Source organism: Moraxella porci DSM 25326, assembly GCF_002014855.1.
GTDB lineage: Bacteria > Pseudomonadota > Gammaproteobacteria > Pseudomonadales > Moraxellaceae > Moraxella > Moraxella porci.
This window is the reverse complement of sequence record NZ_MUYV01000010.1, coordinates 102709-117378: the sequence shown is the minus strand read 5'-3', so window position 1 is coordinate 117378 and position 14670 is coordinate 102709. Positions and strand designations below refer to the sequence as shown.

Below are 14670 nucleotides of genomic sequence, written 5' to 3'. Positions count from 1 at the left end.
CTGGTGTTACTACGACATCGCCATTGTCTTTAGCTTCGATGCTAGGTACAGGCGCATCTGTATCAATAGAAGGCTTGGTGTCTTTTGCCGTGTTGCCAGAAGAGTCTTTATTCTCTGCAGTAACATCAGTACCGCCTTTGATATCGTCAGCAGGAATGGTCACTTCACCTGTTTCAGGATTGGTGATCTTGACATTGTCATTTGGATTGTTATCAACCCAGGTATCTGGCTCGCCGTCACCATCTGTATCTTCTTTAGTGAAGGTTACAGTTTGAGTGGTACCATTTTCATCAACATAAGTGATGGTCATTTCTGTAGCATCATCTGCTGGTGTTACTACGACATCACCATTGTCTTTAGAATCAATTTTAGGTGGTTGTTGTTCTGAGTTATCCACAGTTGCAGTCACTGGATCTGATGCTGTTTTACCCGGAGCTTCAGCTACAACAGTCACCTTATCACCGTCATTTAATTTTGGTACTTCAATTGCATAGTTACCATCAGCATCCGCCTTGCCAGTACCAATGACATTGCCATCCTTGTCTTTAATGGTGATGGTTGCGTTTGGTTCAGCCTTACCAGAGATCACAGAACCTTCAACGCCGTCACCATTTAGATCACCATTGGTGATAGAGTCAATGGTAGGAGTTGCAGTTTTTGCAGGCGTCGCAGATGAATTATTATCATCATCGTCATTCGCCAATGCAGCTGCTAGTGCGCCTACGCCAATTAGGCCTAGGATCCATGGTAGGTAGCCAAAGCCTGTGTCAGTTGCGCCGATCCACCATGGGGTCGCGTATGGGCTGCCACCTAGGGCTTGACCTTCGACATCACCTGCTTGTAGTTGGGTGACATAATCAGCGACTTCACCGGTGTCTGGGATGTAGTAGTAGTATTGACCGTCTTCGGCTTGACCGATTAGGGCATTGCGGTCGTCTTCATAGAAGCCTTCGATGATTAGGTCAGTTTCTTTACCAGCATCTTCTAGTGAGATGTGTAGGTCTTTACCAACGCGCTTGGTCACGATGTGATCAGGACCACGGCCGGTAGCTTGGTCGATCAGTTGATAGTTGACATTTTTTACACCTTTGATGACGGTTGGTTGACCATCATTGGTGACGACAGCAACTTCTTGTACGGTTTGTACAGCGTCGTTGATTTTTACGATGATATTTTTCATAAATACTCTTTTATATCAATTAGTATTAATTCGTCTTGATTCTACAGATTTGTATGAATCGCTAATCTTAAGTCAGATTATTGTGCTTCACTTGGAATAACGACCATTACGCGGCGGTTTTGGGCGCGGCCTTCAGCGGTGTCATTGGTAGCCACTGGACGAGACTCACCAAAGCCTTGGGCGCTGATACGGCTTGGATTGATGCCATGGTCTGTGATTAGTGCTTGACGCACAGCAGCAGCACGACGCTCTGACAGTGCTTGGTTGTAAGCATCAGACCCTTTTGAGTCAGTATGACCTTCCACCACAGCATTAGCGTCTGGGTATTGCTTCAAGAAATCAGCAGCTTTGGTCACTTCGCCACGATATTGAGATTTGATGTTACTCTTGTCGAAGTCAAATAGGATGTTTAGACGGACATTTGGACGCGTCTCAACATAGTACTCAGATGCAGGTGCAGTCACCACAGGTGCTGGTACCGGCGCTGGTGCTGGGCAGTTGGCTGCTTGCACACGGCTGATTTGATGGTTTTGTTTGAAAGTTGGGGCTGCTTGCAGTGCTTGTGCTGCTTCTTCAGCAGTCACTTGGCGTAGTACTGGGGTGTAGTCTTGTTCAGTGCCAACTAGGAAGTACTGAGTCTCACCTGCTTTTAGGTTGATGGTCGCAGCGCCTGCTTGTAGATCGTTGATCTTGGCAGCAGTTGGTACAGCGCTTAGCTTGACATCACCCGCGCAGACGATGCTGGCTGAGTAGTGGCCGTCTTGTAGGCTGGTCAAGAAACGACCGTCTAGGCCGATGTTGGTGCTAGAATCAGCGACCGCAACATTATTGGCAGTAGGACGGATAAAAACAACAGCAGCAGTACGATCAGTCAGCTGAAGGTTATTCAGATTACCCTCAGCAGACTTGGTCCATGTAACGCCGTTTACTGGGGCGGTGGCTGCTGCCGCAGAGGCTGCAAAGGTGGTTGCAGCGATCGCTGTTGCTAGCGAGAGTTGTTTTATAGATAACATAAAGTACCTTAGAACCAAAGGGTGGCACTCATCATTCCATCGTGCAAACACCCAGACTTAATAAAAAATATCAGAATAGCTCTAACATTCACCACAAGGCAAGTTGACAAACACTGCCGCCAGCTTAACTTTTCTTAGTTGAGCCAAAACCCACCCATACCTAGGATATGGATGAGAGCAGCAATAATTATTGACGCGCTTTATGCCTATGATAACTCACTGATAAAGCCTACGACAAGAATACGATAGATATGATGATAAAAAATTGATTAAATTTTCTTCATTATCTATCATCATAATGCTGCTAAAGCCAAGCTAAATACAGCAATTTGTCAAATTTCTTGCTTTGTGTATTATACTACATTACCCCCTCCCTGTTAAAATGTATAGTAATATTATGATTACAAATAATTACATAATATAAGTCATTGAATATCAATGAAAAATTATCAATATTGTTTATTTTTTAATCAATTTTTTGGATTGTGTTTACAAAACTCATATAAAAATACATCTCAATGGTATGTATTAACATTAGCATAAATTGATAATTTATTGATGGATTGAGTCGTCTTTTTTATGAACATTCTATGAAAATATAACTGATTTTTTTGCGGCTTTCTCTAAGCCTGCCTAAATCTACAAAGCACAAAAAACCGCCCGAAGGCGGTCTGATCTCATCAGCCTAAGGATTAGGCGCTGATCACTGTCGCACCACCCATATACGGCTGTAGCACAGCAGGGATAGTCACTGAGCCATCGGCGTTTTGATGATTTTCAAGAATGGCAAGCAGCGTGCGACCGACCGCCAAGCCTGAGCCATTTAGCGTATGCACCAGCTCAGTTTGTTTACCGTCTTTTAGGCGCGCTGCCATACGGCGTGCCTGAAAATCACCACAGTTTGAGCAGCTTGAGATTTCACGGTAGGTATCCTGCGACGGTAGCCACACTTCGATATCATAGGTCTTGACCGCACTAAAGCCCATATCGCCTGTACATAACTGTACCACACGGTACGGCAGCTCAAGCGATTGCAGGATGTATTCAGCTTGAGCAGTCATGTCCTCAAGTGCTTGCATCGATGTATCCGCTTTGACGATTTGTACCATCTCGACTTTTTCGAATTGATGCTGACGGATCAGACCACGGGTATCACGGCCTGCCGAGCCTGCTTCAGAGCGAAAACATGGTGTATGTGCGGTCAGCTTAATCGGCAAATCGCTTGGTGATAAGATGGTGTCACGCACGCTGTTGGTCAATGGCACTTCTGATGTCGGGATTAGATAATATTCTTTGTCGCCACGCAGTTTGAATAAATCTTCTTCAAACTTCGGTAGCTGACCTGTGCCTTGTAAGCTGTCGGCATTGACCATGTACGGCACATACATCTCAGTGTAGCCATACTTTGTAGTGTGTGTATCTAGCATAAACTGAATCAATGCACGATTTAGGCGAGCGACCGCTCCTTTTAGCACGCTAAAGCGAGCACCTGTCAATTTGGCGGCCATCTCAAAATCCAGCATACCAAGCTGTTCGGCGACATCGGTATGATCTTTGATCTCAAAATCAAAGGCTCTTGGCACGCCCCAGCGACGCACTTCGACATTGTCATTTTCATCATTGCCCACAGGCACGCCATCGGCAGGGATGTTTGGGATTTGTAGGCTTGCATTGGTGATGGTTGCTTGTAGATCACGCAGTTCGTTTTCGGCGGTTTTCATCGCTTCAGAGACTGCTTGCATCTGATTCATCAGCTCAGTGGCATCTTCTCCGTTACGCTTGAGCTCACCGACTTTTTTGGCACCTGCGTTCTTTTGGGCTTGCAGCTCTTCGGTTTTTACTTGAATGGATTTTCGCTGCTCTTCCACTGACTGCCAAAAAGCGATGTCGAGCTCATAGCCACGAGTTGCCAATTTTGCCTTAAGTTCGTCTAAATTACCACGCAAAAATTTTGGGTCTAGCATATCAAAAATCCTATCAAAGCATTTTGGGTGATTGACAAAGCTAGCAGCCCAAAATGTTTTTGTAAAGTTTATACTGTTTTTACTAAGTTTAAAAATTTATGTATGACACATAAATACTTGCCAATGATAGCAAATTTTCCCCAAAATTTCAGCCAATTTCATCATTTCATGCCAATTTGCCCAAAAATTTTTGCAAATTTTAAGTTTTGGTTTATTTTTTGGGGAAAAATGGGTAATATAGTCAGATTGACAATTTGGAAGGATTACGATGACCAAAGCCCTTTATCCATATACGCTAAAGCCTGTAGCATTAAACATGAGCGAGGCAGAGTTTCGCGCAGCACAGTTATCACTATTTGAAAAAAGCGCCAACACCTTTACCCTAAAGTCCATCAAGCCGACCGAGTGGATTGTGATGGCATTGGTGGTAGCAGCGGCGATCGCTGGCCTCGTCTTTGTCAGCGGTTATTCGACCATCATTTTTTGGGTGATGCTTGTGCTGGTGGTGGTGTATCTTTTGGCACGCACCTTGGGCATGAAATGGTACATGCGCCGCGAATACGAAAAACAAGTCGCCAGTACCGAGATGCCCGAGCAGATGCAGACGCTGCAACTGGGCGTGCAGTCACACGGTTTGGTGATGGCGATGCCTGCGCCTCGCGATATGCTACAGTCACCTCAGATGCGCGGTATGCAGATGCGCACCGGTGCCACTCAGTCAGCGAGCATTCCTTGGTCGGCGGTGAGTAGCTGGGATGAGACCGATGAGTTTTTGTTTATGATGTTTGAAATAAAAGGTCAAAAAGGCAGCCAAATCATTCCAAAACGCCTAGACTCTCAAGGTCTGCCAATTGCCACCATCAAAAAACACCTAAGCGAGATTAAGCCGCAGGGACTTGAATCCATGGTAGAGCATCCCTCGACCAAATAACTCAAGCTAATCAGCAGTTTATCATCAGCAGTCAATCGGCTGCTGATTTTTTGTCGATGATGTTGTCAATAATCAATGTCGGCGTAGATCTTGCTTATCATGGACAATCAGCTTAAGGCTTAAAACTCTGCGCGCTTTGGATGCTGGTTTGATCCTTTTGGAGCATGGCGATCAGACTTGTCGCTTCGTGGGATTTGGCCAATTGCTCTGCCTGAGCCAGCGACTGCAATGCGCCTGTATATTGGCCGCGCCACAGCTCGATCTGGCTGCGACTGCGAAGCGCGTATATGGTGGCGATGTCTTTGGCGCGCTGATCATCTGCCTGCTGCGCCATCTGTTCATAAGCCTGATAAGCAATCTGCCAAGCCATCAGATCGTGTGAGCCATCTTTGGTATGCTCGGTGATCAATGCTAATGCACGCGTTGGCTCTTGTAGATGGCCATAAGCCTGCGCCAATGCCAAACGCAGATCGCGCCGCTCAGGATAGATCGCCTGACAACTGGATAATATGCGCTGCGCCTCTTGATAGCGTTTGGCTTTGGTATGGATGTGTGCAGCGGTCAAACACACAGCAGGGTCGTGGCGGTCGCTTTGTATTTGGGTCATCACACGCATCGCCTCTGTGTCGCGTCCACGATCTGCCAAGTGCATCATCAGCGCCAATCGCGCGCCCTCACTGTGCTTGGCATTGGCGACTAGCTCGGTTTCGCTGGTCTGTTTGCTTAAGTATTTGACACGCCAATACAGCTGATCAAACAGCGTCGCCTGCGATTGTAGAGCGGCTTGGGTCGGTCTGGGATGACTACGCGCACGGGCAGCAGCCTCGCTCATGCGTTCGGCAGTGAAGGGATGCGACTGCATAAAGCTGGGCATAAAGGCATTTTTGGCTTGGTTGATGTTGATCTGGCGCTGCAATTTACCAAAAAACCGTGGCATCGCATGCGCATCATAGCCTGATTGCGCCAAAATCTGCATCCCTACTCGATCCGCCTCACGCTCATGCTCACGGCTGTGGCTGGCAGCCGATTCGGCGCTGGCTGTCTGCGCGCCTGCCATCATCGCCACGGCAGCATCACCACCCCCTGCCGCCGATGCTGCAATGGTCGCAAGCAAGCCGCCAAGCTGTAGTGCACGCAGTCGCTTATTATTCTCCATGCGATGCTCATAATGTCGCTGACTGATGTGAGCGATCTCATGCGCCAATACGCTTGCCACCTCATCCATCCCCTCTGCTGATAAGATGGTGCCAGTATGGATGCCGATCAGCCCACCTGGCACGGCAAAGGCATTGATGTTATGATCCAAAATCACAGGCAGCGCATACAGTGGCGTGGTACGCACACTAGCATTCATTTGAGCGGCCATCTGGCTTATCACCTGCACCACCCAAGGATCATCAATCAAAGGCAGACTTTGATGAATCTGGCGCAGCGACCAAGCAGCGATCTGTGTGTTTCTGTGCGTCTCATAAAAGCCTGTCGCACTCGGCGCCTGTGAGAAGTGATAAAAAGCACTGCTTGTGCCGTCATTGGCTTGCGCAGCATGGGCGTCATCAGCGTGAGCATGTACAGAGGCGATGATCCCCAAGCAGGCCAAGCTGACTGCATGCATCGAATGTTTGGCTGTGTTTTTCAAAGTCGTCGGCTCATCAAATTTTCATCAAAAAGTGATTTATGATACCTGATTTATGTTAATTTCACTTGACATCATCGTTACGATTTGTCAATATGCAGTGTCATTATGATGCTTTTAGCAACAATCAAGCAGGATGCTGCCGATTTTCAATGATTTTTATCAGTTTGGATCGATGCCATCAACAGTCGTGGAGACTCATGCTGCTGGTTGGTGCGGTCAGATGATCTTTGTTCATTAATTAAGGATAATTTATGAAAAATTTATTAACACCAGCTCGTTTAGCAGCCACGCTTGGCTTTGGCACTTTATTGGTTGCTTGTGGCGGTGACAATCCCCAAAATACAAACACTCAAAACCCAACCACCCAAACGGCTACAGCCGACACCAGTAATACTGAGCTTGCCGATACCCAAGAAATCACCATCAATAACGGCGCCGAGCCTGAGTCACTGGACTTGCACAAAGTCTCAGGCGTCCCTGAGTCGAATATCCTACGCCAAATGTTCGTGGGTCTAACCAGCACCGATGCCGATGGCAAGACCATCCCAGGCATGGCCGAAAGCTGGGAGACTGCGGATAATAAAGTCTGGACATTTAAGCTGCGTGATGCCAACTGGTCAAATGGTGAGCCGGTTACTGCACAGGATTTCGTGTTTTCACTGCGCCGTCTGGGGGATCCTGCGACCGCATCGCCCTATGCCACTTATTTGGCGGATGCCAAAGTGGTCAATGCCCAAGCCGTCGTCGATGGCAAGGTCAAACCTGAAGAGCTGGGCGTACGCGCCATCGATGATAAGACGCTTGAGATCACCTTATCTGAGCCTGTGCCTTATTTCCCTGACATGCTGATTCATACCTCAGTCAAGCCAGTAAACCAAAAAGCCGTCGAAACCCATGGCGACAGATGGACAGACCCTGCCAATATCGTCGTCAATGGCCCATATAAGCTATCAAACTGGCAGGTCAATGAGCGTATCATCCTTGAGCGCAACCCACAATACTATGACGATGCCAATACCACGATCAATAAAGTCACCCTACTGGCCGTCCCATCAGCCACGACCGATGTGCAACGCTATAAGGCAGGTGAGATTGACATCACTTATGATGTGCCATCTGAGCAGTCGGCGCAGCTCAAAAAAGAGCTGGGCAGCCAAGTCATCGAGCCGCCAAGACTTTGTACTTATTATTATGAATTTAACCACACCAAAGCACCATTTAATGATGTGCGTGTGCGCAAGGCATTGTCATTGACACTTGATCGCGACATCATCGTCGATGGCATCTTAAAACAAGGCCAAAAGGTCGCCTATCAATACACCCCAGAGGCCACCCAAGGCATCAACAATTACACACCTGAATGGAAGTCATGGGACAAAGCCCGCCGCATCGAAGAAGCCAAAAAGCTCTTAACCGAAGCAGGCTATAGCGCGTCAAATCCGCTGAAGTTTGAGCTACTGTACAACACCAATGAGCAGCACAAGACCTTGGCAGTCGCGGCCGCATCGTTCTGGAAAGAGTCGCTGGGCTTTGTGGATGTGACGCTCAATAACCAAGAATGGAAGACTTATCTGGAAACGCGTCGCAACCAAAGACATGAGATGGCGCGCGGCGGCTGGTGTGCCGATTATAATGAAGCATCCACTTTCTTAAATACCCTAAAATCAGACAACTCGAATAACAACGGCAAATACAACAGCCCAGAGTTCGACCGTCTGATGAACGCCAGCCTCGGCGCTGATATCACCCCAGAGGCGCGTGCCGATCTGTATACACAGGCCGAAGCGGTATTGGATAAAGACTCTGCCACCATCTTTGTGTATCAATACACCTCACCGCGTCTGATTCAGCCTTATGTCTCAGGGTTTTCTGTGGTCGATCCGTTGGGTCAGTGGCATGTCAAAAACCTAAAAATTAACAAGCACTGATCCGATCATCACCCGCGCTATTGAGATTTCGTGCAGCGGGTGATGATTTTTTATCAAGGCAAAAGCCCATACCCTTTTGCTTTGATGCCAAGCTTTATCTTATTATGAATCACAAGGAATCGAATATGCAATTTTTTAAGCCCACCGCGCTGGCTCTTAGCCTCATCTTTGCCTTGAGCGCTTGCTCAACCGACCAAAGCACAACCACAGTCGCCGCCAACCCCACCGGCATCACCATCAATAATGCCAGTGAGCCTGAAACACTGGATCCGCATCTGGCTCAAGGCGTCCAAGAAGCCAATATCATCCGCCAATTCTCCGAAGGTCTAGTCAGTACGGACAATGATGGTAATCTAATCCCAGGCATCGCTACCGAATGGACGACGAGCGATAATAAAGTCTGGACATTTAAGCTGCGTGATGCCAACTGGTCAAATGGCGATCCTGTGACAGCCGATGACTTTGTGTATAGCTTTCGCCGTCTGGTCGATCCTGCCACAGGTTCATACTACGCCAGCTACCTAGAAGACGCTAAGCTTGTCAATGCCCAAGCCGTCATCGATGGCAAGGTCAAGCCTGAAGAACTTGGCATCAAGGCAATCGATGACAAGACACTTGAGATTACCCTGTCTGAGCCAGTACCGTATTTTGTGGATATGATGATCCATTCATCGGTGCAGCCTGTACATCGTGCGACGGTTGAGCAATTTGGCGAGAAATGGACTGACCCTGCCAATATCGTCGTCAATGGCGCCTATAAGCCAAGCCAATGGGTCATCAACGAAAAAATCGTCCTAGAAAAGAACCCAAGCTACTACGATGCTGATAAAGTCACGCTTGAGAGCCTAACGGTGCTGCCAATCCCACAAGCCACCACCGATGTACTACGCTATCAAGCCGGTGAGATTGACATTACTGCCAGTGAGCTGCCACCTGAGCAGTTTGAACAGCTCAAAAAAGACCATGGCGATGAGCTAAAAACCGCGCCGACGCTATGTACTTATTATTATGATCTCAACCACGAAAAACCACCGTTCAATGATCCAAAAGTCCGCCAAGCTCTGGCATTGGCACTCGATCGTGAGCAGATCGCCGATAAGGTGATGGGTCAAGGTCAAGTGGTAGCCTATCAATTCACCCCAACGGCCATCAAAGGCAATCTAAAATACACGCCACAGTGGCAAGCATGGGATACGGCTCGCCGCATCGAAACCGCCAAACAGCTACTGGCTGAAGCTGGCTACAGTGAGTCAAATCCGCTGAATTTTGATCTGCTTTATGACACCAATGAGAGCCACAAGAAAATCGCCGTGGCCGCCAGCAGTCTATGGAAACAGTCGCTTGGCTTTGTCAATGTCAATCTCACCAATCAAGAATGGAAATCATATCTGGACAGCCGCCGCAATGGCAACTATCAGATGGCGCGCGCTCGCTGGTGTGGCGACTACAACGAAGCATCAACTTTCCTAAATCTGCGTAAGTCGAACAACACCAACAACTGGACGCGCTACAAGTCAGCTGAATTTGATCAAGTGATGGCACAGACGCTGGCGGCAGGCTTAAGCGATGCCGATCGCATCAAGCTGTACGAACAAGCCGAACGCATCATGGATCAAGACCACAGCCAAATCAACATCTTTTACTATGCCAATGTGCGTTTGGTCAAGCCACGCGTCGGCAACTATGCCAATACCGATCCATTGGATCAATGGCAAGCCAAAAATTGGGTCATCAACCCGTGATGATTTATCAAAGCAGCCTGCGATCGTGCAGGCTGTTTTTTTATACATGATCGGCATACAAATCCTCAAATTTTGCAATATCAGGCATTTTTCGCCAATTTTATACAATTTTTATGATAATACCATCGCAAAATATCTCAAATAAAACATAATCATTTTGCAAACTTTTGATATAATAGCGAAACATTTGTCTTTTTTAGAATTAACATTCATTTGTTTATACAAATTTTGTTATTTGTAACATTTGTGCCACTTGTCTTGTACACAGCTTACTGTGTGGGCAAGCTAGCGCCACCATCACAAGGAAAAGCTCCCATGTGGCAGCCCACAGGTGATGGATATCTGTAGGAGAATTTGCCCAACGGCAAAACAGAGGTTTTTTCATGTTAAAACTCATTATCAGACGCACCTTAGAAGCGATTCCGACGCTACTTTTTCTCATCACCATCTCGTTTTTTATGATGCGGCTGGCACCAGGCAGTCCTTTTACTGGTGAGCGCAACTTGCCGCCAGCTGTCCTTGCCAACATCGAAGCCAAATATAATCTGAATGACCCGCTTTGGCTACAATACTTGAACTATCTTAAGCAGTTATTGCAAGGGGATTTTGGTCCATCTTTTAAATACAAAGATCACACCATCAATGGACTGCTGGCCGATGCGCTGCCTGTATCGATTGAGCTTGGCGTTTATGCCTTTATCATCGCTGTGGTCATCGGAGTGACGATGGGCATCATCGCAGCTTTGAAACAAAACAGTGTTTTTGACTATGGTTTGATGACCTTAGCGATGGCAGGCGTGGCAATTCCAAGCTTTGTCAAAGCACCTTTGATGGTCTTGATTTTTGCGGTGATCCTAAAATGGTTCCCTGCTGGCGGCTGGAATGATGGTGCATTTATGAACCTTGTGCTGCCTGTGACAGCACTGTCATTGAGTTATATCGCCAGTATCGCGCGTATCACTCGTGGCTCAATGATTGAGACGATGAACTCACAGTTTATCCGTACGGCTCGCGCCAAAGGTCTGCCACTTAGACACATCGTCATCAAGCACGCCCTGCGCCCTGCATCACTACCTGTCATCTCGTATCTTGGCCCTGCATTTGTCGGCATCATTACAGGCTCTATCATCATCGAAACCATCTTTGGCTTACCAGGGATTGGTCAGCTATTTGTCAATGGTGCATTGAACCGTGATTATAGTTTGGTACTGTCTTTGACCATTTTGGTTGGCGTATTGACCATTGTATTTAATGCCATCGTGGACATTTTGTACGCCATCATCGACCCAAAAATCAAATACTAAGTGATTGCGATATTTTTATAAGGATTGTTTATGTCTAACATTGCAACGACCACACCAACCGCGACCCAAGCCAAAGAAATCAAAGGTCGTAGCCTGTGGCAAGATGCTTGGCGCCGCTTTTCACGCAACAAAGCCGCCTTGGTCAGTGGCTTGGTATTATTACTCATTGCGTTATTTGTGACATTTGTACCGATGTTTGCACCATTTGGCTATGCCGATACCGACTGGGCGAATATGGCATCAGCACCATCGATGGAGACCAAGCATTATTTTGGTACAGATAACCTAGGCCGTGACCTGCTCGTGCGTACCGCTGTCGGTGGTCGTATCTCATTGATGGTCGGTATCGCCGGTGCTTTTGTCGCGGTATTATTCGGTACCATCTACGGGGCGATTTCAGGTTATCTGGGCGGCAAAGTTGATATGCTGATGATGCGTTTTGTTGAAGTATTAAACGCATTCCCATTCATGTTCTTCGTGATTTTGCTGGTGACTTTATTTGGCCGTAACATCATCTTTATCTTTGTCGCCATTGGCCTAGTGTCATGGCTGGATATCGCGCGTATTGTGCGTGGTCAAACGCTTAGCCTAAAAAACAAAGAATTTATCGAAGCGGCACACGTCGGCGGTGTCTCTGGCTGGAAAATCGTGACTCGCCATATCGTACCGAATGTCTTGGGTGTGGTTGTGGTCTATGCATCACTACTTGTCCCGAATATGATTATGTTCGAATCATTCCTAAGCTTTCTAGGTCTGGGTGTCCAAGAGCCGATGACCAGCTGGGGCGCACTACTTCAAGAAGGCGCACAAACCATGCAGGTATCGCCATGGCAGCTGCTTATACCGTCGATTTTCTTGACCATCACCCTGTTTTGTTTCAACTTCTTAGGCGATGGCCTGCGTGATGCACTGGATCCAAAAGACCGCTAAGAAAACGATGACACAGATTTAAGGATATTAACAAGGTATGGTTCGCCATACCTTAGGAGAATTACATGGCTTTATTAGAAGTATCAGACCTAAAAGTCAAATTTGCCACCGAAGATGGCTTGGTCACTGCCGTCAATGGACTTAATTTCAAACTCAATCAAGGTGAAACGCTCGGCATCGTCGGCGAATCAGGCTCAGGCAAATCCCAAACCGCCTTTTCGATTCTAGGCTTGCTTGCCAAAAATGGTCGCACCGAAGGCTCAATCAAATTCCGTGATAAAGAGCTGGTCGGACTACCAGAGCATGAGCTCAACAAAATCCGCGCCAACGAAATCGCCATCATCTTCCAAGATCCGATGACCAGTCTAAACCCATTTATGAAAGTGGGCGATCAGCTGTCTGAAGTCTTGGTATTGCATAAAGGCATGAGTAAGGCTGAAGCGTGGGAAGAGTCTATCCGTATGCTTGATGCGGTCAAGATCCCCGAAGCTCGCAAGCGTATCGGTATGTATCCGCACGAGTTTTCGGGCGGTATGCGTCAGCGTGTGATGATCGCCATGGCACTGCTATGTCGCCCCAAGCTACTGATTGCCGATGAACCAACCACCGCGCTGGATGTCACCGTACAAGCACAGATCATGGCACTGCTGAACGATCTTAAGCGTGACTTTGACACCACCATCATCATGATTACCCATGACCTAGGTGTCGTCGCAGGGACTTGTGATCGTATCCTTGTGATGTATGCTGGTCGTACGATGGCGTATGGTAAGACCGAAGAGATTTTTTATAATCCAACTCATCCATACACCATCGGTCTGCTTGGTGCCGTGCCACGCTTAGATAATGACAATGAGCGACTCACCACCATTCCAGGCAATCCGCCAAACCTACTGAACCTACCAGTCGGCTGTCCATTTGTTGAGCGTTGCCAATACGCCATGGATATCTGCCACAGCACACCGCCTGAGCTACAATTTTTGCCAAATGAGCGTCAGCGTGCCTGCCACTGGAAGCACCCAAATCTACCTGTAGGAGAATAATGCATGAGTACCCCACTATTACAAGTTCGCGATGTACAAACGCATTTTGATATCCATCAAAAAGGTGCGTTCTTTTGGCAAAAACCTGCAACACTCAAAGCCGTCAACGGCGTGTCATTTGATCTAAAAGCTGGTGAAACCTTGGGTGTCGTTGGTGAGTCAGGCTGTGGCAAATCAACATTGGCTCGCACCATCATCGGCTTGGTCAAAGCCAAATCAGGCAGCATCCTATTTGATGGTGAAGAGCTTGTTGGTTTATCTGAAAAAGGCTGGAAGAAAAAACGCCAAGAAATTCAGATGATTTTCCAAGATCCATTGGCATCCCTAAACCCACGTATGACCGTCGGCGACATCATCGCAGAGCCGCTACGCACTTACCACCCTGAGCTTGGCAAAGAAGAAATCGGCAAGCGCGTGCGTGAGATCATGAAAAAGGTCGGTCTATTGCCCAATGTCATCAACCGCTATCCGCATGAGTTCTCAGGCGGTCAGTGTCAGCGTATCGGCATCGCTCGCGCTTTGATCCTACGCCCAAAGCTGATCATCTGTGATGAGCCAGTGTCGGCACTGGATGTCTCGATTCAAGCACAGGTAATCAACCTACTTCAAGAAGTCCAAGAAGAGATGGGCTTGGCGCTGATTTTCATCGCTCATGACCTATCTGTCGTCAAGCACATCTCAGATCGTGTACTGGTGATGTATCTGGGTAATGCTGTCGAAGTCGGCACGGATGCAGCGGTCTATGACAAGCCAACTCATCCATACACTCAAGCACTGATGTCGGCTGTACCTTTGCCTGATCCAGATCTTGAACGGAGCAAATCAGTACAACTGCTTGAAGGCGATCTACCAAGCCCGATCAATCCACCATCAGGCTGTGTGTTTCGCACTCGCTGCCCAAAAGCCACCGACGCTTGCGCTCAAACCAAGCCAAGCCTAGCCGGCAATGAGTCTCATCAGGTGGCGTGCTTGCATGCACAGGTGTGATTATCCAAATCA

At 47.6% G+C, this 14670-nt stretch carries 11 protein-coding genes; 7 read left to right on the top strand and 4 right to left on the bottom strand.

Annotated elements, in window-relative coordinates:
- The 3 genes from B0681_RS07785 to serS form a co-directional block, all read right to left on the bottom strand.
- On the bottom strand, window positions 1-1180 hold a 1180-nt coding region (locus tag B0681_RS07785; RefSeq protein ID WP_211271516.1), incomplete at its 3' end, for an Ig-like domain-containing protein.
- Window positions 1181-1257: 77 nt separating this feature from the next.
- Complete coding sequence (locus tag B0681_RS07780) at window positions 1258-2193, bottom strand: OmpA family protein (protein WP_078318170.1); 936 nt, start codon at window positions 2191-2193, stop codon at window positions 1258-1260.
- A 692-nt stretch (window positions 2194-2885) separates the two neighbouring features.
- Entirely contained in the window at window positions 2886-4157 is a 1272-nt protein-coding gene (gene serS / locus B0681_RS07775; protein WP_078318169.1) for a serine--tRNA ligase, read from the bottom strand.
- 268 nt (window positions 4158-4425) lie between these two features.
- Here serS and B0681_RS07770 point away from each other — a divergent pair, with 268 nt between their 5' ends.
- Window positions 4426-5088 (top strand): YcxB family protein, encoded by a 663-nt coding sequence (locus B0681_RS07770; RefSeq protein WP_078318168.1) that lies wholly within the window; start codon window positions 4426-4428, stop codon window positions 5086-5088.
- 112 nt (window positions 5089-5200) lie between these two features.
- On the opposite strand, the gene B0681_RS07765 is transcribed toward B0681_RS07770, so the two are convergent.
- Window positions 5201-6724, bottom strand: coding sequence for a M48 family metalloprotease (locus tag B0681_RS07765; RefSeq protein ID WP_143821230.1), 1524 nt, complete (start codon window positions 6722-6724; stop codon window positions 5201-5203).
- 251 nt (window positions 6725-6975) lie between these two features.
- On the opposite strand from B0681_RS07765, the gene B0681_RS07760 reads away from it, so the two are divergent.
- From B0681_RS07760 to oppF, 6 genes are all read left to right on the top strand, one after another.
- Window positions 6976-8652: an ABC transporter substrate-binding protein gene (locus tag B0681_RS07760; RefSeq protein WP_078318166.1), complete on the top strand. Its 1677-nt coding sequence runs from the start codon at window positions 6976-6978 to the stop codon at window positions 8650-8652.
- A gap of 125 nt (window positions 8653-8777) precedes the next feature.
- Entirely contained in the window at window positions 8778-10394 is a 1617-nt protein-coding gene (locus tag B0681_RS07755; RefSeq protein ID WP_078318165.1) for an ABC transporter substrate-binding protein, read from the top strand.
- A 383-nt stretch (window positions 10395-10777) separates the two neighbouring features.
- Window positions 10778-11698: an oligopeptide ABC transporter permease OppB gene (gene oppB / locus B0681_RS07750; protein ID WP_078318164.1), complete on the top strand. Its 921-nt coding sequence runs from the start codon at window positions 10778-10780 to the stop codon at window positions 11696-11698.
- Window positions 11699-11728: 30 nt separating this feature from the next.
- On the top strand, window positions 11729-12628 hold the full coding sequence (gene oppC / locus B0681_RS07745; RefSeq protein WP_078318163.1) for an oligopeptide ABC transporter permease OppC: 900 nt from the start codon (window positions 11729-11731) through the stop codon (window positions 12626-12628).
- Between the two features lie 65 nt (window positions 12629-12693).
- A complete protein-coding gene (oppD, locus tag B0681_RS07740) occupies window positions 12694-13671 on the top strand; it encodes an oligopeptide ABC transporter ATP-binding protein OppD (protein WP_078318162.1) in 978 nt (325 codons plus the stop codon).
- Between the two features lie 3 nt (window positions 13672-13674).
- Window positions 13675-14658, top strand: a complete 984-nt coding sequence (gene oppF / locus B0681_RS07735; protein WP_078318161.1) for a murein tripeptide/oligopeptide ABC transporter ATP binding protein OppF — start codon at window positions 13675-13677, stop codon at window positions 14656-14658.
- The last annotated feature ends 12 nt before the right edge of the window (window positions 14659-14670 follow it).